This is a genomic window from Nitrospira sp., from assembly GCA_016715825.1.
Taxonomy (GTDB): domain Bacteria; phylum Nitrospirota; class Nitrospiria; order Nitrospirales; family Nitrospiraceae; genus Nitrospira_D.
On record JADJXO010000009.1, the window covers coordinates 67,515 to 86,572 of the forward strand.

The window sequence follows — 19,058 nt, forward strand, 5'->3', positions numbered from 1 at the left end:
GCTTCCAACCGATATCAGATATGTAATCGGACATGCCGGTTGAGAATAATTTCCAGCACGATGAGCTGTCACGGAAGAACCCGGGCGAGCGATTGAGTAGTGCCGACCTGGCGGATACCGTTTCTCCGGATTCCCCAGAATGGGGCGAGGCAATGGCTCGGTCTGGGGAACGTCTAGCTCAGGCCGGTGTTGCCAGCGTTGTCTTCATCCATGGTTCAATCCACGGTACTGATGTGTTCGGTATGCAGCGGCTGGACGAGGTGGGCGGGCTCAAACGAGGGTACTCGCGAGGTGTATCGGGGGTCGATGCCTTGCTCGCAGCGATGCGTGAAGAAAGCAATGGTATCCCGTTGCTGCCGGGTGGGTGCAAGCCGCCGCTCAAAGACGATGATGAGACGAAAGCCTTGCTGGATGAGCAAGTTGGTGATGCAGGCAACTTTATGGACGCCAACGTTCAATCTTTCAAGAGGGCCATCAATACAAATCTGGCTCAGCCAATCTCCTGTGACAGGCTACTCTGGTCATCGGAGCATCATCATCTTGGGCGAGCGCTTGCCGCGGTGGTGTTACTTGCCAAACTGCATGGATTATGTGAGAGGCAGAACCTGCAGCAGGGACATCGGATTCTCATACAGGGACATGGGCAAGCGGGGCTGGTTCTGGCCCTCGTGTCGAATTTTCTTTGCTCGAGCCCAATCACCGGACGCTCCAAGCTGCTTAGTATTCTCAGTGGCTATGCAGAACAGACCAACCAGCCGGAGGTCGCCGAGATTGTAGGCCGAATCGAGCCGTTGCTTGCGACGGCCACACTCCTCAACGGAGCCTCGCTCGACATCGTGACCTATGGGACGCCCGTCCGCTATGGGTGGGACCCGTCCGGGATCGGGAACTTGCTCCACATCGTGAATCACCGTAACCTGAGAACCGATGGAAAAAGCTGGCTGGCGAAAATGGAGCTGCCGCAGATTACGATGGAGATGCCGATCGCTTGGGGCGGAGACTATGTTCAAGAACTGGCGGTGGCCGGCACTGATGCCGTCCCGCAGACGGAGTCAGCTAAAGCGGCAAACAAACGGGTGTGGGAGATGGTCGAGCCGTATGATGGATTCGAGCGCTGGCTGGAATGTGCCAGGCGCGCCGTGCGCATTCCGAGTGAAGGGCGCTGTCTCCTGGTCGATTACAAAGACAGCATCGGCTCAAGCAATCCTCGCGACCATTACTATGGTCACGCCGTCTATACCAGGCAGCATGCCGTATTGTTCAACACGACACAGATTGTTCGTGCCTTCTATGAAGCTTAAGTATCTGCGCTGTCGGTGCCAGAGGTTGTCAGAGGGTTCTTACCGCTGCCGACTGAGGCGTAATGCGAATCAGGATTGAAGGCTGCTGGTAACACCTCTTCGATTCGCTCAGCCAGAATAAAGGTCAACTCGTCGCGTACTTCTTGCGGGACATCTTTGAGATCTTTCTCATTCGCCTTCGGCAGGATGATGCGTGTGATGCCGGCGCGGTGGGCGGCCAGCACCTTTTCTTTGATGCCGCCCACCGGCAAGACTAGTCCGCTCAGACTGATTTCGCCCGTCATGGCCGTATCGCTTCGTACCGCCTTACCCTCATACACCGACGCCAACGCGGTCGCCATAGTGATTCCCGCTGAGGGGCCGTCCTTGGGTATGGCTCCGGAAGGGACGTGGATATGGATGCCATTTCGCTTAAAACGTGAAATGTCCAAACCCATACTCTCCGCGTGCGACCAGAGATAGCTCCGTGCCGCGCGCGCAGATTCTTGCATGATATCCCCTAGCTGTCCCGTCAGGGTCAGATCATGGCTGCCGGGGAGTAGCGTGGTTTCAATATAGAGCACGTCCCCACCGGTGGGAGTCCAAGCGAGGCCTGTGGCTACGCCAGGAGGAAGATTCTTCCGGGCTTCTTCAGGCATGAACCGTTCGGAGCCCAACCATTCAGCCAGCATGTCGGCCTGAATCGTGACGGGTTGGCGTACCTGGTCTTCCGGGAGGTCGGCAAACGTCAAGGCGACTTTTCTGGTCAACCGTCCCAGCATCTGCTCGAGTTGGCGCACACCGGCTTCACGGGTATAGCGCGAGATGACGAGATTCAAGACCTCGTCCGTAAGCACCGCTTCGCGATCCATGATGCCTGCCTCTTTGAGCCGTCTCGGCCACAAGTAGCGACGGGCAATTTCGGCCTTTTCCCGCTCACTGTACCCTTGCAGACGAATGATCTCCATGCGGTCCAACAACGGCTGGCTGATCGTGTCGAGGGTGTTGGCCGTGGTGATGAAGAAGACCTTCGACAGATCGAACGGCAGATCCAAGTAGTGATCGCGAAACGTGTGATTCTGTGCTGGGTCAAGAATCTCCAACAGCGCTGCTGCGGGATCCCCTCGGAAATCGCGCCCCATTTTATCGACTTCGTCCAGCATCAGAACTGGATTGTTGACGCCAGCTCGTCGGATCGCTTGAATAATGCGGCCCGGCAATGATGCGACATAGGTGCGACGATGGCCTCGCAGTTCAGCCTCGTCATGGACGCCGCCCAAGCTGAACCGTTCGAAGGTCCGGCCCATTGCCCTCGCGATCGATTGTCCCAAGCTGGTCTTGCCGACACCAGGAGGGCCGACTAGACAGAGGATCGGGGCTTTGGCCGTCGGGTTGAGTTTCAAGACGGCCAAGTGTTCGACGATCCGCTCCTTTACTTCCTTAATACCGTAGTGATCATCTTCGAGCACTTGACGAACCGTGGAGAGATCGAGATGCTCTTCTGAGGCCTTCCTCCAAGGGAGTTCGAGGACCAGCTCCAGGTAGGTTCTAAGGACCTGATGGTCCGGTGACGTCGGCGGGACCTTCCCGAGCCGGGCGACGTCCCGTTCGACTTCCTTACGAACGTGATCAGGGAGGTCGGCTTCAGCGATTTGTTTCTTTAAACGTGCCACCTCGTTCTCGTCGTCTTCGCGTTCCCCTAATTCTTCCTGGATGGCTTTCAGCTGTTCGCGCAAGATGTACTCTCGCTGGCTCTTCCCGATCTTTGTCTGCGCATCTTTCGCGATCTTGTCTCGCAGTTGAAGGATTTGAAGTTCTTTCGAAAGCGCAGCGTAGAGACTACGCAGCAGGTCGAGCGTTGAAGTACATTCCAGCAACCGTTGCTCCTCGACGACATTGAGATTCACTAAAGAGGCAATACGATACGCTAGGGAGAGAGAATCGTCCTCATTGCTCAGGACAGTAGTGACTTCTTGAACACCTGGCGCCTGAATGAGTCGGGGCAGATCGGACAGCAATTCCTGAATCGCTCGATGCAGGGCTTGGACTTCCGGCCCGCTGTCGGAAGGAGGCTCGAGCGTCCGAACACGAACCGTGGAATAGGGAGTGGACTGTACTTCTTTCAGGACCACGACTCGGTCCAATCCCTGGACGAGAGCGTGAACCGTTCCTTCTGTCGACTGGCCCAGTTGCTTGATAATTGCTTTCGTGCCGATAGAATAGAGATCCGATAAGCCAGGCTCCTCGGTTTGAGGATCTCGCTGAGCTACGACGACGATCATCTTGTCTTCCGTCTTCATGGCCGCATTAACGGCGGCAATCGACCGTTCGCGTCCGATTGTCAACGGCATCATCACTCCGGGAAACAACACCGTACGTTTGACCGGTAATATCGGTAATGTGGACAATACATCATTGTTTTCCATCGTGCCCCATCCTTGCTGAGAGTTCACAACATTATAACAACCTGATAGGTGTTCTCGCACGGAAGTCAAGGGATCTGCGCCAAGCCAAGGTTGGAGCCTTACGTGCAAAGTAGGGGCGTTTGTGCTATCCATGCGTGGTATCTTAGGATTTCATACTGCGTCTATTGCTTCAGGTCAACGATCTGAGGCTGCCTGTTCGTATGAATTACTGTAGCCACTGTGGTGCCTCTGTCACACGGAAGATTCCTCTTGGCGACAATCTGCCTCGTCATGTCTGCGATCGATGTGACCAGATTCACTACCAGAATCCAAAAATCGTCGCAGGTTGCATCCCGGAATGGGAAAACCAGATACTCCTCTGTCGTCGGGCGATTGAACCGAGGCTTGGCCTCTGGACCTTTCCCGCCGGATTCATGGAGCTTGGAGAAAGTACGGAGCATGCAGCGATTCGCGAGACGCAGGAAGAAGCCCGTGCTGACGTGACGATTACGGGACTGTATGCGGTGCTGAGTCTCCCGAAAATTGGACAAGTCTACTTGGTATTTCGTGGTCGGATGAAGACGCCAGAGTTTCAGGCCGGACTGGAGAGCTTGGAGGTGAGACTATTTCCCCTCTCAGAAATTCCCTGGGAAACGATGGCGTTCCCTGTGGTCGGTGAAACCTTGAGGCGCTATGTCGCCGACGCGAAAAACGGGGAGTTTTCGGTCCATCTCGCCAGCCTTCCGGACGAGCCAGCGTTTTAAGTAGGGAGACCGATGTTCTTCCATATGATTTGGGAGTCGTGGAGGGGTGTGACTAAGAGGTAGCTCTACTCCGACAGATACTCCAACCATTCGGGGTCTTTGTTGCGGTCGGCCTGCAATTCAACGCCGAACCGTCGTCCGTCGACCCAGGAGACAATGGCTTGGGGAATACAGAGCGGAGACTCCAAATCCGGTAGTTCAAGGAACAGGCCCAACTCCATCCCTTGCCGGACACGTTTGTTCCCCTGAATGCCGAATCCATAACGGCTGAGATCGGTGATGGTCCCATTGCCGATGATGATCGTATCGCCATCAGACCCGGAGTACCGGACTTTAAACTTTCCTCCGATTCGGGGTTCTCTTCGTCGCTCAGCGCCTGGGTTTGCTGGTTCCTCCTTGGCTTTTGCCGACGATTTCCACCACCGCACCGGTTCCTCCTTACCAGAAAGGCAATATTGAAACGGCGATCCGTTGCTAAAACTTGAAGCTAGTCAGAGCGAGTGCCACACCTCGGGAGTTGGCCTAGGTCTTGGGAAGCTCTTCTTTCGGAAGTATGACGGCCTGGCCCGCCGTCACGGAGAGCTGTTCGACCGCTCGTTTCAGTCGTTCTTGCTCGGCAGGCGCCATCGAAGAAAATTCGACGCCGATGCCGTGAGAGCCGGTCCACCGGACGGTCGCCTTGTTGATGTGAATCGGTGTCGCCTCGCCGGGCAGGTCAACCAGAAGTTCCAGCTGCATGCCGGTGAACGGTTTGATGACACTCTCCAGCCGACAACCCTTCAGGGACAGATCCTTTACTGAGGCGTTGTATCGAAGCTTATCCCTTTGGACCAACGTGCTGGATATGGTAACTGGATAGCGAGGGAATTTCCGAACAACCATGCCTATGTCCTCATCTCTTGTCGCCGGGCGCTCACCGGCCCGCGAACATAACGGAATTCAGTCCGCGTGAATCAGAAGTTGTCTTTATAGAGCATTCTACTGAGCAGACTATTGGTCCGAACTCATCTTGTCAACGAAAAGCCGGATACCAACAGTCATGGGTGGAGAGGTGAGAAAAGTGGGGGACTGGTCTAGTCTGTTTGGTCAGTTGTTACCAGCGGTAACCCCAATACCCATGATGTCGGTGACCTCCGAAATGACGGGAGTAGGGACCGTAGTAGGGGGACGCGTAAAGTCCGGAGTTCCCAAAGTGAAGGCCGAACCCGAGGCCGAACGGGTAGGCATAAGAGTAGGGAACAGGGATTACGCTAGTGGTCGGACGTTCTATCAGTTGTCGTTGTAAATCAGCCGTTGCGGTCGATTGCCGATCGAGTTGGCTTTTTAGTTGACTGACGGTTCCTTCTTGGGCTTGGAGTTTTCCTTCCAGCTCGGCGATCTTTTTCTGTTGTGCCTCGATCAAAGCGTTGACACAGCGCGTCTGTGCATCACCAGTATAGTTAGAACACTCCCACGGCACGTGGAGGGTTTCCGCCGTAGATGGAAGCGGGAACCCTATGAAGGCCACACTTCCAACCAAAATAGAGGCTTGTATGGAAAGATATCGGAACGTTTTCTGGTTCATGGCTCCCTCCCCGCGGGGGTATCTAGAGCCTACCACGAGGGAGGAGCTTTGAACAGATTGCCCGGGAGCTTGTGACGAAAGCTCCTTCATGATGCACATGCTGCGCGGTGTTTGATTTTTGTCGGACGGGACTTCTACAATGCCATCGACTGAACAGCAGTGGTGGGAAGGCATCGGCACATGCCCGCGCGATCTCCATCCAACAAAAAGAAATCTCGCAAGGCTCGCTTACCGGATTCTTCTACGAGGCGTCGATTTCAACGGCGGCTTCTACAGTGGTACGCGGAGCATGGCCGCGATCTGCCGTGGCGAAAAACTTCTGACCCCTATCATATACTCGTCTCCGAAGTAATGCTGCAGCAGACACAAGTCGATCGGGTCATCCCCAAATACCACGAATTTCTGGAGCGGTATCCGAGCTTCGAAGATCTGGCGGAGGCGCCGGTGGCGGAGGTCAAGAAAACCTGGTACCCCCTGGGCTACAACATTCGACCCGAACGGTTGCACGGGATTGCTTGCGAAACGGTGGAGCGGTATGGAGGGAAATTGCCTAATGATGCCGATGAGTTGCTCTCGTTTAAAGGGATTGGGCGCTATACCGCCGGAGCGATTCGCTCATTTGCGTTCAATGAAGATGCGCCGATTCTGGACACGAATGTGATCCGGGTTTTGCACCGGATCTTTGTTGCCGAAGGCGATCCAAAAACTCAGAAGACGAGGTTATGGGACTTATCGGAAGCCCTGATTCCAGCGGGGAAAGGGTACGACTTTAATCAGGCCATTATGGACTTTGGGGCGATGGTGTGTACGGCCCGTGATCCATACTGTCTCCTGTGCCCCATGAAATCTATCTGCAAGACATACCCGTTCTCTCGGACCTCAATCGAACAAGAGTAGGCTGACTATGCGGGTCATTGAAGTTGCGGCAGGGATCATTCATCGTCAGGGACGGTATCTGATCGCTCGTCGAAAGCCCGGTGTCCATCTGGCGGGATTCTGGGAGTTCCCCGGTGGGAAACGAGAAGCGGGAGAGTCGTTAGCGGAATGTCTGCAGCGGGAGCTATTCGAAGAGCTCAGTATTTCCATCGACCTCCCGATTCCGTATCAGATCGTCCGTCACGACTATCCGGATAAGATCGTGGAATTGCATTTCTTTCGCTGTACTATTGAACAGGGAGAGCCTATTCCAATCGGCTGTGAGGAGATTCGGTGGGTGCCTCCCGAGGAGCTGGCGCGGTTTAGGTTCCCTCCAGCCGACCAGGCCATCATTCAGGCTCTCCAACGTGATGCATTAGGAGCTTCTCGATGAAGGTTGTGCTCGACATTGAAACGGTTCAGGCTCCTCGCGAAGAGTGGGCTCGTCTTGTAGGGAAGCCCTCCACAAGGGATGAAGCTTCTCTGATCGAGGAACGGTACGATCTCTTTGCGGCTGGAGCTGCTGAGGAGCAGCGTCGCGCGGAGGATGAGTCCTATGCCAAATCGTCGTTCGACGGGACTTTCAGCCGCATCGTCTGCATCGGTCTGCTGGAGTTTTCCGATCAGATGGAAGCGCGGAGCGCCGTCGCTTGGTATGGGGCCAACGAACACGAGTTGCTTCGCCAATTTTGGGCCCGCCTGGCTCAGGACCGCCCCACGTTGTACATTACGCACAATGGGCTTGGGTTTGATCTCCCGTTCATCAAGAAACGGTCGATCATCAATCAGGTGAAGCCCAGTCTTGAGATCAATCTGGCCAAGTTCCGGAGTGAACCGGTCTATGACACGATGGCGATCTGGAGCAATTGGGATATGCGGGGGTGGGTCAAGCTCGATGTGCTCGCCCGAGCGCTGCAGGTAGAAACCAAGTCAGGGAGCGGGGAACAAGTCGCCGAGATGTGGGAGAAGAGGCAGAGGCGTGAACTGGCCCACTATTGTTTACAGGATACGTATGTGACGTATGCGTGCTACTGCCGTATGAACTTTCGCCAGCCGTTATCTCGAGAAGTCGTCTTGTTACAACCCGAGCTCCACGATGTGGGCTGATTCACACGGTGCTCACCGGACCTTGCGGGCCTCAGCGGACTTCTTTTTCTGAGCTGGTTTGGCCGATGCCTTGGTAGCCTTCAAAGCTTTCACTTCCTCCGCACGTTGACGGAGCTCTTTCTTCATACGGGCCGCTTCTTTTTTGAGGGTGGCGATTTCTGAATCCTTCATTTTGTTGGCCGCACGCGCGTCGCGCAGCTCATCCAGCTTCTTGTTCAACAGGTCATCGCCGTTCAGTTCGGTGAATTCCCCATACAGAGAACCATTCGCATGGAGGTCCTGGCCGGCGGCCATCAATTCCGGTTCTGGCACAGTCCTTCCAGCAATGGCCGCTGGCTCAACAGTAGGCTCTGGAACCTTTGCGAGAGCCTGTTGGTCGATGATCATCGTGACCGCACGGCTTCCCATCGCAACAAAGGAAGGAGCCTTCTCAAGGCGAGCCACAGAGTTTGGGACGAATCCAGATGCCCGATTATCTGTCGAAGGGGCAATGGTCAGATGCAATGAGCCGTTACGGAGATAGAGGGTGCCCGCAGTGGGTTCAGCGCCTGACCCTGCCGATGAAGACACCTTGAAACCGACAATTTGATCCGGTTTCGCTTGCGATAAGCTTTGGGCTAGCAGGGGAGCAAGAAACACGGCGTCCTCATCGCTGAATACTCTCATCGGCTTGCTGCCACTGGCGGGCATTTGCAACGCACTATCAGTCACCACGCCTTTGACGACTTTCAGCATCGTCATGGGGTCGATCATGGCCGGGTGACTTGCTTCAAACGACCAATCTGCGACTTGCTTGAGATAGACGGATCCCTTTGCATCCTTGTGAACCGTCGCCTCTCCGGAAAACATCGAGCATCCACCTGCGAGCAGACTCAGATACGTCAGTACACCGACATAGTGGGCCCTGCGAAGAGTTAAATATGCGCGCATGTGAGTTCTCCTCATCTTTCGTCCCGTCTGGTCCTACGTGAGGACTGTCTGGGTTAACAGCGATTTGTCTCGATCTATCCGTACCTAACAATCAACGCTGGAATTACCAGATATCGAATCCCATGAGGACCATACCTATTGCCAACCATCCGAAGACCCCGACGGCAATGATCACCTCGAGTGTCATGCGAGATTCGGGAGGGGTGGAATTAGGCTTTGAATCCAAATCAGCGGGCTTCATAACGAGAGGCAAAATTCATCGTTGCGACAATCGACAGACTTTCAAGCCAAGCAAGGTTCATGCCTTTTATGGCTTTCAGGGTAATCTGGAAGAAGCAGCGCAACCATGAAGCGTGATCTTGTCAACGCTGAAAGCTTGGAAGGTTTTTAGGGAGGGGAAAAGTTCGACGGCTCCTAGACAGTTTGTCATTAATGATCATGCTGTTAGGCGTGGGTTATCCCCTTCAACGGAGGTAAAAGAGGTCTGGAAATATTTGAGAGCGAAGCGGCGATCAACGCGACCCAAGGCAGAGGGCTAGGTATGACAGCCAGAAGAACCGTCAAAAGAAAGACGGTGGAATCGTCAGAAAATGTTCGGCTTCAAGGTCGGGCGTACAGAATTGCACCGAAATGTGAGACAGGTGTCTCATATGGAAAACAGCCCAAGTGTCTCAGGCGGTCATTTTCCGTAGAGGGTCGCGGCCGAGGCATCGAATATATGCTTCGTCACCATAGCACCTGGACCTGGGTGACCGGTGTGCTTGTCCCAGACCACCGTGATGTTCCCATCCGTTTTCCCCATTCCTTGACTTGATGAACGGGTGGCGTCACCCTCGACTAAAATCACTACCTCTTTGCCGATATGGCGGCGGTTGCGGTCTGCCGTGATCGCCCGTTGCATGTCGACGAGCTGGGATACCCGTTGGCCCTTTACCTGGTCCGGCACATCGTCGGCATATTTTCTTGCGGCAATCGTATTCTTTCGTTCCGAATACTTGAAGATATAGGCTGAGTCGAGATGAGCCTGTTCCACCAGACGGAAGGTGGCTTGGAAGTCGTCCTCGGATTCAGAACAGAACCCACAGATGATATCCGTGGTCAGGACGATGTCTGGGATAGCGTGTCTGATGCGATCGACCAAGGCTAGGTAGTCGGCTCCTGTATAGGTCCGCCCCATTAATTCGAGGATTCGATCACTTCCCGATTGAAGCGGCAGATGGATGTGTTTGCAGACCCTAGGGTGTGTGGCAATGGCTTCGATCAATGTGGGTGGAAAGTCTTTGGGATGGGGAGAGGTAAACCGTACCCGTTCGATGTTGGCCTGGTCTGCGACGGCCCTAATGAGTGTGGCAAAGTCCCACTCTCCATGGCGGTAGGAATTTACATTCTGGCCAAGCAAGGTGACTTGCTTAAACCCGCGGGCGGCAGCGTCACGAGCTTCGGTCAAGATGGATTCCGGATCGCGGGACCGTTCACGTCCTCTGGTATAAGGAACGACACAGAACGAACAAAAGTTATCGCATCCGCGCATCACGGTAATCCAGGCATTCACCCGGCTGTCGCGGTCCGGCAGGATCCCTTCATAGGTTTCATATTCGGAGAGATCGAGGGCGAATCCCTTCTTCGCTAATCCCTGTTCTTGTGCTGCGAGCGCGGTGGTCAGCAATGAAGGGAGTTGTCGGTACGAATCTGGGCCGGCGAGGACGTCGACGATGGGTGCCTTGTCCGCGAGGTCGGTCTTTAAATTCTGGGCCATGCACCCCAGCACGCCGACGACAAGGGGGCGTTGTTTCTTGACCGCTCTCAACTCGGAAAGGTGCGCGTAAATCTTATTGTGAGCATTCTCTCTGATGGCGCAGGTATTGACCAGCAAGACATCGGCTCGTTCACGGTCCTCCGTGAAGACAAAGCCTTGCTGCTTCAGCAGCGAGCGAACCAGCTCGCTGTCAGCCTCATTCATCTGGCAGCCGAACGTTTCGATATGCACGTAAGGGAAGGTTTTCAGACTCATAGTATTGCCATCGCGGTGTGTCTTGGCTGGGTTGGAGCGATATGGCCGAATGTGCAGCGGTCGGTTGCAGCGGTGATTGTTACCGGCATGATCTGATTCCGAAGATCTTTGGTACCCGTCACTGCCACCTTTGTGAAGTTCGGAGTCGTGCCGAAGCGATGGGAATCCTTTCCGCCGGATTCGAAGAGGACCGGGAGCGTTTTGCCGATCTGTCCATTGTGAAAGACGAGGCGTTTGGCTCGATCCAAGTTCAGCAGAATATCCGTACGATTTTTTGCTATCGCTGAAGAGACTTGCTGCTTAATCCGGAGAGCAGCGGTCCCAGGTCGTGGGGAGTAGGGAAACACATGGAGATAGGAGAAGGGGAGGTCGGTCGCAATGGCCACAGTGTTTTGGAATGCCGATTCTGTCTCACCGGGGAATCCAACCATGAGATCGGTTCCAAGCCCGAGGCCGGGAATCTTGGCGAGTGCCGTTTCAATCAGCTTACCGAACGTCTTGACCGTATGCCGCCGATTCATGGCCTCCAAGATTGTGTCGTCGCCGCTTTGCAAGGGGATGTGGAGATAGGGGCAGAACTTTTTTGATGATGCCAGAAGATCAAGCAATTCATCCGTAACGGTGGTGGGTTCAATGGAAGAAATCCGGAGACGCTTGAGATTGGTGACTCGCTCGAGTTGCCGAAGCAAGGCGCAAAAGTCCAGCCCTTGCTGAGTGTACTGGCCGATGTTCACACCGGTGAGCACAATCTCTCTGTAGCCTCGATCCGTCAAACTCTCAGCTTCCCGCACGATGTCTTCGAATTGCCTGCTCCGCTCGTGTCCTCTGGCGAACGGAATAATACAGAAGCTACACATCGCGTTGCAGCCGTCCTGTATCTTAAGCAGGGCGCGGGTTGAATCCGGCTCTGCAAAGTGTGGCAGGTCGAAGTCGCCGCGGGAGATCGTTTTCGTGTGGTGAATCTCGGTGACCGACCGTTTGCGCAGCTCGTGAGCAGCAGGAAGGTAGGCTGGAAGTTCAAGCTTGAACTGGTGGCCGACAATGAGATCGATCCCGGCTTGCTGTTTCAGGGTTTCCATTCCGGTTTGTGCGTAGCAGCCTGTGACGGCAATGAAGGCATGGGGGGAATGTTTGAGAGTCTTCCGAATGAGGTAGCGCGAGGTCCGTTCAGCATCTTCCGTCACGGCACAGGTGTTGAGCACAAGAAGATCTGTCGGCTGGCCGAACTCGACCAGCTCGAACCCCTTCCGTCTGAGTCCCTCTCCGAGGATCGAGGTTTCGGCTTGATTCAATCGGCAGCCAAGCGTATGTAGAGAGGCACGGCTCGTGAGCATAGGGGTGGCATTATAGGGAGTCTGTGCATGGTCCGGCAAGGTAGCCTCCGGCTACCGAATATTGCCTCGCGCGGGCGTGAATTACCTGAACGCGACCGATTCAAGTCGTTGGGGGGACAGTGAAGCTTTTCCGCCTGCAGAGGCTCAGTCTCGCGCTTGCCAGTTTACTGTGGAGCCACTCTCTACCGGGATGGAGCACCGACCGTCTTCCGGCTGAACCTGATCTCAATACGCGCATCGATGAGCTGTACGACCACGAGGCCCGTCTCTTCATCATGCTCTATTCCCTTGGTGGGAATGGTCAGATCGACTACGTGACGGCCCGACTCGTGCAGGACTACTCCCGTAGCAGCTACGGCAATCCCATCTACCAGACCGAATCCCAACCGCTGTTCTACTGGTGGAACCACACCATGTGGAACGATCCAGAGCAGGACGGGGTCAACGGTAACGAGAGGGTCTATCAGGAAAACACCGAGTTCGACCTCTCGCGGTACAAGCCTTGTCTCTTCAATGGCCAGCCCTGTTAGCAGGCTGTGCCATAGGATGAAGCTGCTCCCGCGCGTTTTTTGATTCTGCTGAGATGTGACGAGTCGCGATGGTATTCTGCGTTCCGGCTGAGGGTTTGCTTGCTACACACTAGCCAGTCCGACTCCATCCACTCTCGCATGAGTGAATTCCTGTGACACAAGGGTCGTTCAGTTTTGCTGCGTTATTGAATCGGCGCCTCATTGTGATGCTGCCGTTGGGGTTTGCCTCAGGCCTTCCGCTTGCCCTCACCTCTGGGACGTTACAAGCCTGGCTGACCGTTGAGGGGGTCGACCTCAAGACCATCGGCATTTTCACGCTGGTCGGGCTTCCCTATACACTCAAGTTCCTTTGGGCGCCCGTCATGGATCGTGTGGTTCCGCCGTGGTTGGGGCGTCGTCGTGGATGGATGGTTCTGACGCAGCTCTGTGTCGCGGTTGGCCTCGGGCTGATGGCTCTCACCAATCCCAAGATTCATCCTGGATGGCTTGCGGCCTATGCCGTGCTCGTCGCATTTCTCGCTGCGTCGCTGGACATTGTCTTTGACGCCTATCGAACGGACACGCTCCAGCCTCACGAACGGGGGCTAGGCGCAGCCGTGTGGGTCAATGGCTATCGAATCGCGCTTTTGGCCTCCGGGGCTGGAGCACTGGCGCTCGCCGACTATGTCGGTTGGCAGGCGACCTATCTGTGGATGGCCGCCGTCATGATCGTGGGGGTAGTGATCACCTTGGTCAGCCCCGACCCGACGCGTGTCGCTGATGCCCCCAAAAGTCTGAGGGAAGCTATCGGAGCACCGCTCGCCGAGTTTTTCTCCAGGCCCACGGCAGTAGGGTTCCTGGCCGTGATCATCTTGTACAAGCTTGGCGATGCCTTTGCGTCCGCACTCCAGACCGCCTTTCTCATCGGAGGGCTGGGCTTTTCCGCCACGGAGGTCGGTGCCGTCAAGGGACTCGGGATTTTTGCCACGTTGATAGGAGCCTTTGTTGGTGGGCTGTTGATGACCAAGTCAGGACTTTTGCGCTCCCTCCTGATCTTCGGTGTTTTGCAGGCTGTTTCCAATCTGGGATTCGTCGTCTTGTCGCTGATGGGTAAGAGTTCAGCGATGCTGACGGCGGCCGTTGTGATCGAGAATGTCACGGGAGGGATGGGCACGGCGGCTTTTGTGGCGTTAGTGATGTCCCTTTGCGATCCGCGCTATACGGCGACGCAGTTCGCGCTGTTGTCTTCGTTAGAAGCGTTAGGACGGGTCTTTGCCGGTCGTCCCTCAGCGGATCTTGTCGAGATGGTAGGATGGACGCAATTTTATGTTTTGACCGTGGTGGTGGCTTTACCGGGCCTCTGGGCGGTCTGGCGGGTCCGTCGTTCTATCGAGCCGGAGCCGCAAAGTGGTACGTGTGCTCCCGCTCTGAAGCCAGTAGCCTCGCAAGTTTCCGAGTGATTACGACAGTCGTCGTTGAAGGAAGAGCACGAAGATCATGAGAGTCGGAAGCGGAGCCAGGATGAACGGTACCAACCAGAGCCAGACGTTTTTACCGCGGACGCGGGCCTGGTCGATCATCCAGACGAAGAGCCAGACCAGCAGGCAGGCATAGTTCAAGATGATCCATTGCGTTGTGTGAGTCTTGAGCACACTCGTGCTCTCCGAAGGGCCCTGGAACAGGAAGATGGTCAACAGCAGTACGAATGTGCCTAACAGGCCCCCGATGAGTTTCTTGCTCCAGACGAACATAACCGCCTCCTGGCTCAAGGAATGTGGGTACGAAACCGGGGTAAGCTAATTGCCAGACCGTCGTTTGTCAAATCGGCAAATGGGATTGGTCTGTTGACCTGATCCCAGATCGTGAGAGGAAAGGTCCCGAAGAAGTCATGAGTCTTTTTCGCTTGACCGTGATCGTCGGTGCTCTTGCAGGAGCAGTCGGTTTGGCATGGTCCAACCCAACCATGGACGACTATTTGGGCTTCGTTGAGCGGGAATTGGGGAAAGCGATAGACCGAATGGACCAGGGCGCACCGACCCGGGAGCAACAATTCATTCGCCAGGTGTTTCGGTCGCAAAGTAGGAAGTTACTGGAATCATTCGTTCGGCCGAATACGGCGCGACACAATTGGGGAATCATGAGTCAGTATGAAACGCAGGTGGCGGATACCAAAGTCATCGTACTGGGTCTCGGTGGTCGGTTTATTCCGATTCAGGGAGTCGAGGAAGCCGCGCTAAAAATCGGCCGAATGGCCTTTTAGAAAGAAAAAATGGCTGGGGTCATCTGCGGAAGCTTCGCATATCGGCTTATTTTTGTGGATAACCTCCTTCAGACGTGCCCCAAATAGGCGGTGAGATTCGCGATTCAACTATTCACAGCCTTTCCTCTCACTTCCCAAAGATCCACAATACTTGGTGTTGACAAAAAAACATGCTAGCTATATGTAGTTGACTGCTGGTGACAAACACATTTTATCCATCGCACATGACAGCGACCAGCAGCAACCCACAATCCATTGCCTACCAGGGGGAGGGCTACCGTGAAAATTGACCGGAGATTTACCAATCGCGGAGTGAGCCCCTACGAGGGGCTGCCGTTCGTGAAACGGTCGTCCGAGATTCGCAACCCCGACGGGTCCACTGTGTTCAAGCTCGACAATATCGACGTGCCAGAGACCTGGTCTCAGTTGGCCGTCGACATTTTGGCACAAAAATACTTTCGGAAAGCGGGAATTCCCCAACGCGATGAGAACGGTCAGCCCCTTGTCGATTCGGACGGCAAGCCGGTGCTCGGGGGCGAGCGGGATGCTCGCCAGGTTTTTGAGCGTATGGCCGGATGCTGGACCCATTGGGGCAAGTCACACGGGTATTTTAAGACCACGGAAGATGCCGAGTCCTTTCACGATGAGATGTGCTACATGCTGGCGCATCAAATGGCCGCTCCCAATTCTCCCCAATGGTTCAACACCGGCCTTCACTATGCGTATGGCTTGTCTGGACCGGCGCAGGGGCACTATTACGTCGATCCCAAAACGCAGGAGGTGGTCAAAGCCACCAATGCGTTCGAACATCCTCAGCCCCATGCCTGTTTCATTCAATCGATCGAGGATGATCTCGTGAACGAGAACGGGATCATGGATCTCTGGGTACGGGAGGCTCGCCTATTCAAGTATGGTTCGGGGACCGGGACGAACTTTTCGAGGTTGCGAGGTGATGGCGAAGGACTTTCAGGCGGCGGCAGGTCTTCTGGGCTTATGTCCTTCCTCAAGATCGGGGATCGCGCGGCAGGGGCGATCAAGTCCGGCGGGACCACTCGCCGCGCCGCGAAGATGGTCTGTTTAGACCTCGACCATCCGGATATCGAGGAATTCATCGATTGGAAGGTCGTCGAAGAACAAAAAGTTGCGGCGATGGTGACGGGTTCGAAGATCTGCGCGCAGCGCCTCAACGCGGTCTTGAAGGCCTGTCATACGGTCGACGGTGACGGGGCTCTCAGGCTGGATCTTGATCATAAAACGAATCCGGTCCTACGCGAGGCGTTGACGTTGGCCCGTCGTGATCTGGTGCCGGAGGCGTACATCCAGCGGATGTTCTCCTATGCGCAGCAGGGGTTCACGCATTTCCTGTTTCATGAATACGACACCAATTGGGACGGCAAAGCCTATCAGACGGTCTCCGGCCAAAATTCGAACAACAGTGTCAGAATCCCCAATGAGTTTTTTGCCGTACTCGAAGCCGACGGTGACTGGCAACTCAAACGCCGTACAAACGGCAAGGTATGCAAGACCATCAAGGCCAGGGACCTATGGGATCGAATCGCCTGGGCGGCCTGGATTTGTGCGGATCCTGGAACGCAATACGATACGACCATCAACGAATGGCATACCTGTCCGGAAGACGGCCGGATCAATGCGTCCAACCCTTGTTCCGAATACATGTTTTTGGACGATACTGCTTGCAACCTGGCTTCGCTCAACCTCACCAAGTTTTATAGCGCTGACGGGCAGTTCGAATTGGAGCATTTCCGCCACGCCGTTCGACTGTGGACGATTGCCTTGGAAATCAGCGTCTTGATGGCTTCGTTCCCGAGCCGCTCGATCGCCGAAAAGAGCTATCAATTCCGGACGTTGGGGTTGGGCTATGCGAATCTCGGCACCGTCCTGATGCGGTTGGGGATTCCCTATGATTCTCCCAAAGCGCTGGCGATTTGTGGAGTTATCACGTCCATCATGACCGGGGAAGCCTACCGCGCATCCGCGGAAATGGCTGCCGAATTGTCGCCCTTTCCTGGCTACGCAAAGAATCGGGACCACATGCTCCGCGTGATCCGCAACCACCGGCGGGCTGCATACCAAGTGCCCCATACCGAATATGAAGGCTTGACGATTGCGCCGATGGGAATTCGTCCCGAACACTGTCCTCCGGACATGCTGCTTGCCGCTCGAAGGGCGTGGGACCATGCGCTTGAGCTTGGGGCGGCCTATGGGTATCGCAATGCGCAGGTGACGGTGATTGCTCCGACCGGCACGATCGGGTTGGTCATGGATTGTGATACTACCGGGATTGAGCCTGACTTTGCGCTGGTGAAGTTCAAGAAGCTGGCGGGGGGAGGCTACTTCAAGATCATCAATCAAAGCCTGCCGCCCGCGTTGACCAATCTCGGCTACACGGACCAACAGGCTCAGCAGATCGTCCGCTACTGTGTCGGTGCGCAGACGCTCAAAGGCGCGCCCTTTATCGATCATGACACGCTGCGTCAGAAGGGATTCGACGATGCAGCCTTAGATCGACTCGAGTCTGGGTTGCGGCAGGCGTTCGAAATTCAGTTCGCCTTTAATAAGTTTATCCTGGGGGAAGCCTTTTGCGTGGAACAGCTCGGCCTCACCGAGGGGCAACTCAATGAGCCGAATTTCAATATGCTGAAGGCACTTGGCTTTACGCAAGAAGAGATCGCTGCTGCGAACGATTTCTGTTCTGGGACGATGACGGTAGAGGGCGCGCCGCATTTGCGTGCCGAACACCTTGCGGTCTTCGATTGTGCTAATCGATGCGGACGAATCGGACGACGCTCTATTGCCGTCGATGCCCATATCCGCATGATGGCCGCGGCGCAGCCGTTTATCAGCGGCGCGATCAGCAAGACTATCAATATGCCGGCCGAAGCCACCGTGGATGAGGTCAAGGCGTCGTATCTGCTTGCCTGGAAGAGCATGGTGAAAGCGGTGGCCTTGTATCGTGACGGGTCCAAGCTCAGCCAGCCATTGAGCGCATCGACCGACAGTGGGAAGGCGATCGAAGCGACGACCGGTGTCATGGAGATGGCTGAAAAAGTGACCGAGCGGGTGCTCGTTCGGTACCTTGCCAAACGCCGCCCGCTGCCGGGTCGGCGCAACGGGTACACCCAAAAAGCGATTGTCGGCGGACACAAGCTGTATTTGCGAACCGGTGAATATGAAGATGGGACCGTCGGGGAAATCTTTTTGGACATGCACAAGGAGGGCGCGGCGTTCAGAAGTCTCATGAACTGCTTTGCGATCGCCATCTCGCTTGGGCTTCAGCACGGCGTCCCACTGGAAGAATTTGTTGAAGCCTTCGTCTTCACGCGGTTTGAGCCGAACGGTCCCGTCAAACTGAATGATCGGATCAAGATGTCGACCTCGATCATCGATTACATCTTCCGCGAACTTGCCGTCACCTATCTTGACCGGTATGATCTTGCGCAGGTGAAAGAAGAAGATCTGCGCATGGATTCAATGAAGAAAGACGATATGGACCCTGAATGCTTCGAGGAAGAAGCTGATCTCGATGCGCTGGCGAAATCTTCCGTCGTGACGGAACACTTTCCGATCCGTCGAAACGGCGGAAAAGGAAACGGCCATGGAAACGGACATCGCGTCGCCCGACAAGTGGAGCTCATGCGCGAGACTCTGACTCTGACAGAAATACAAAGTGCCAAAGATGCTAGAGTAAAGGGCTACGAGGGCGATCCTTGTCCCGAATGTAAACAGTTCACCATGGTTCGGAACGGGACCTGTCTCAAGTGTGTCAGTTGCGGTGCGACGAGTGGATGCTCATAAAGGAGTGAGTCCATGCAAAGTAAATCTCCATCATCGTGCATCTGCTGTAGAAAACGGCGAATTCAGCACAGGCGATTCGGTACGGGGGCGCTGGTGATCCGGCGGGTCAGGAGTCGAAAGGTTTTCTCAAAACCGATAGACTCTTCCAGGAATTGTGAGCATC

At 55.2% G+C, this 19,058-nt stretch carries 17 protein-coding genes; 9 read left to right on the forward strand and 8 right to left on the reverse strand.

Features of this window, described 5'->3' with window-relative positions; translation table 11 throughout:
• Positions 1 to 32: 32 nt before the first annotated feature.
• Complete coding sequence (locus IPM58_15300; GenBank protein ID MBK9308408.1) at positions 33 to 1,301, forward strand: hypothetical protein; 1,269 nt, start codon at positions 33 to 35, stop codon at positions 1,299 to 1,301.
• Here IPM58_15300 and lon read toward each other — a convergent pair.
• Positions 1,298 to 3,706 carry an endopeptidase La gene (gene lon, locus IPM58_15305; protein MBK9308409.1) on the reverse strand — a complete coding sequence of 803 codons (2,409 nt, stop codon included), beginning with the start codon at positions 3,704 to 3,706 and terminating at the stop codon, positions 1,298 to 1,300. The genes IPM58_15300 and lon overlap by 4 nt on opposite strands.
• Positions 3,707 to 3,906: 200 nt before the next feature.
• Between lon and IPM58_15310 the strand changes: the two genes are divergently transcribed.
• Positions 3,907 to 4,449 carry an NUDIX hydrolase gene (locus tag IPM58_15310; protein MBK9308410.1) on the forward strand — a complete coding sequence of 181 codons (543 nt, stop codon included), beginning with the start codon at positions 3,907 to 3,909 and terminating at the stop codon, positions 4,447 to 4,449.
• A 65-nt stretch (positions 4,450 to 4,514) separates the two neighbouring features.
• On the opposite strand, the gene IPM58_15315 is transcribed toward IPM58_15310, so the two are convergent.
• From IPM58_15315 to IPM58_15325, 3 genes are all read right to left on the reverse strand, one after another.
• A complete protein-coding gene (locus IPM58_15315) occupies positions 4,515 to 4,877 on the reverse strand; it encodes a PilZ domain-containing protein (GenBank protein ID MBK9308411.1) in 363 nt (120 codons plus the stop codon).
• A gap of 94 nt (positions 4,878 to 4,971) precedes the next feature.
• A complete protein-coding gene (locus tag IPM58_15320; GenBank protein MBK9308412.1) occupies positions 4,972 to 5,331 on the reverse strand; it encodes a PilZ domain-containing protein in 360 nt (119 codons plus the stop codon).
• Positions 5,332 to 5,542: 211 nt separating this feature from the next.
• Positions 5,543 to 6,013, reverse strand: a complete 471-nt coding sequence (locus tag IPM58_15325; GenBank protein ID MBK9308413.1) for a hypothetical protein — start codon at positions 6,011 to 6,013, stop codon at positions 5,543 to 5,545.
• Between the two features lie 180 nt (positions 6,014 to 6,193).
• On the opposite strand from IPM58_15325, the gene IPM58_15330 reads away from it, so the two are divergent.
• Genes IPM58_15330 through IPM58_15340 form a run of 3 tightly spaced genes read left to right on the forward strand, consistent with a single transcriptional unit; the run spans position 6,194 to position 8,035 of the window.
• Complete coding sequence (locus IPM58_15330; GenBank protein MBK9308414.1) at positions 6,194 to 6,910, forward strand: A/G-specific adenine glycosylase; 717 nt, start codon at positions 6,194 to 6,196, stop codon at positions 6,908 to 6,910.
• A 7-nt stretch (positions 6,911 to 6,917) separates the two neighbouring features.
• Positions 6,918 to 7,322 carry an 8-oxo-dGTP diphosphatase MutT gene (gene mutT, locus IPM58_15335; GenBank protein ID MBK9308415.1) on the forward strand — a complete coding sequence of 135 codons (405 nt, stop codon included), beginning with the start codon at positions 6,918 to 6,920 and terminating at the stop codon, positions 7,320 to 7,322.
• Entirely contained in the window at positions 7,319 to 8,035 is a 717-nt protein-coding gene (locus IPM58_15340; protein MBK9308416.1) for a ribonuclease H-like domain-containing protein, read from the forward strand. The genes mutT and IPM58_15340 overlap by 4 nt, the downstream gene beginning before the upstream one ends.
• A 12-nt stretch (positions 8,036 to 8,047) precedes the next feature.
• Here IPM58_15340 and IPM58_15345 read toward each other — a convergent pair whose 3' ends face one another.
• From IPM58_15345 to mtaB, 3 genes are all read right to left on the reverse strand, one after another.
• Positions 8,048 to 8,965 (reverse strand): hypothetical protein, encoded by a 918-nt coding sequence (locus IPM58_15345; protein ID MBK9308417.1) that lies wholly within the window; start codon positions 8,963 to 8,965, stop codon positions 8,048 to 8,050.
• Positions 8,966 to 9,644: 679 nt separating this feature from the next.
• A complete protein-coding gene (gene miaB / locus IPM58_15350) occupies positions 9,645 to 10,976 on the reverse strand; it encodes a tRNA (N6-isopentenyl adenosine(37)-C2)-methylthiotransferase MiaB (GenBank protein ID MBK9308418.1) in 1,332 nt (443 codons plus the stop codon).
• Entirely contained in the window at positions 10,973 to 12,349 is a 1,377-nt protein-coding gene (gene mtaB, locus IPM58_15355; GenBank protein MBK9308419.1) for a tRNA (N(6)-L-threonylcarbamoyladenosine(37)-C(2))-methylthiotransferase MtaB, read from the reverse strand. The genes miaB and mtaB overlap by 4 nt, the downstream gene beginning before the upstream one ends.
• 95 nt (positions 12,350 to 12,444) lie before the next feature.
• On the opposite strand from mtaB, the gene IPM58_15360 reads away from it, so the two are divergent.
• Positions 12,445 to 12,840: a hypothetical protein gene (locus tag IPM58_15360; protein MBK9308420.1), complete on the forward strand. Its 396-nt coding sequence runs from the start codon at positions 12,445 to 12,447 to the stop codon at positions 12,838 to 12,840.
• A gap of 206 nt (positions 12,841 to 13,046) precedes the next feature.
• A complete protein-coding gene (locus IPM58_15365; protein MBK9308421.1) occupies positions 13,047 to 14,279 on the forward strand; it encodes an MFS transporter in 1,233 nt (410 codons plus the stop codon).
• Here IPM58_15365 and IPM58_15370 read toward each other — a convergent pair whose 3' ends face one another.
• Positions 14,280 to 14,570, reverse strand: coding sequence for a hypothetical protein (locus IPM58_15370; GenBank protein ID MBK9308422.1), 291 nt, complete (start codon positions 14,568 to 14,570; stop codon positions 14,280 to 14,282).
• Positions 14,571 to 14,707: 137 nt separating this feature from the next.
• On the opposite strand from IPM58_15370, the gene IPM58_15375 reads away from it, so the two are divergent.
• Complete coding sequence (locus IPM58_15375) at positions 14,708 to 15,079, forward strand: DUF4359 domain-containing protein (protein ID MBK9308423.1); 372 nt, start codon at positions 14,708 to 14,710, stop codon at positions 15,077 to 15,079.
• A gap of 279 nt (positions 15,080 to 15,358) precedes the next feature.
• Complete coding sequence (locus tag IPM58_15380) at positions 15,359 to 18,895, forward strand: vitamin B12-dependent ribonucleotide reductase (protein ID MBK9308424.1); 3,537 nt, start codon at positions 15,359 to 15,361, stop codon at positions 18,893 to 18,895.
• Positions 18,896 to 19,058 lie beyond the last annotated feature (163 nt).

What these genes read in the sequence shown, in the direction of transcription:
- IPM58_15300 (MBK9308408.1), top strand. Translation starts at nt 33, where the DNA reads ATGCCGGTTGAGAATAATTTCCAGCACGATGAGCTGTCACGGAAGAAC.
- lon (MBK9308409.1), bottom strand. Translation starts at nt 3,706, where the DNA reads ATGGAAAACAATGATGTATTGTCCACATTACCGATATTACCGGTCAAA.
- IPM58_15310 (MBK9308410.1), top strand. Translation starts at nt 3,907, where the DNA reads ATGAATTACTGTAGCCACTGTGGTGCCTCTGTCACACGGAAGATTCCT.
- IPM58_15320 (MBK9308412.1), bottom strand. Translation starts at nt 5,331, where the DNA reads ATGGTTGTTCGGAAATTCCCTCGCTATCCAGTTACCATATCCAGCACG.
- IPM58_15325 (MBK9308413.1), bottom strand. Translation starts at nt 6,013, where the DNA reads ATGAACCAGAAAACGTTCCGATATCTTTCCATACAAGCCTCTATTTTG.
- IPM58_15330 (MBK9308414.1), top strand. Translation starts at nt 6,194, where the DNA reads ATGCCCGCGCGATCTCCATCCAACAAAAAGAAATCTCGCAAGGCTCGC.
- mutT (MBK9308415.1), top strand. Translation starts at nt 6,918, where the DNA reads ATGCGGGTCATTGAAGTTGCGGCAGGGATCATTCATCGTCAGGGACGG.
- IPM58_15340 (MBK9308416.1), top strand. Translation starts at nt 7,319, where the DNA reads ATGAAGGTTGTGCTCGACATTGAAACGGTTCAGGCTCCTCGCGAAGAG.
- IPM58_15345 (MBK9308417.1), bottom strand. Translation starts at nt 8,965, where the DNA reads ATGCGCGCATATTTAACTCTTCGCAGGGCCCACTATGTCGGTGTACTG.
- miaB (MBK9308418.1), bottom strand. Translation starts at nt 10,976, where the DNA reads ATGAGTCTGAAAACCTTCCCTTACGTGCATATCGAAACGTTCGGCTGC.
- IPM58_15365 (MBK9308421.1), top strand. Translation starts at nt 13,047, where the DNA reads ATGCTGCCGTTGGGGTTTGCCTCAGGCCTTCCGCTTGCCCTCACCTCT.
- IPM58_15370 (MBK9308422.1), bottom strand. Translation starts at nt 14,570, where the DNA reads ATGTTCGTCTGGAGCAAGAAACTCATCGGGGGCCTGTTAGGCACATTC.
- IPM58_15375 (MBK9308423.1), top strand. Translation starts at nt 14,708, where the DNA reads ATGAGTCTTTTTCGCTTGACCGTGATCGTCGGTGCTCTTGCAGGAGCA.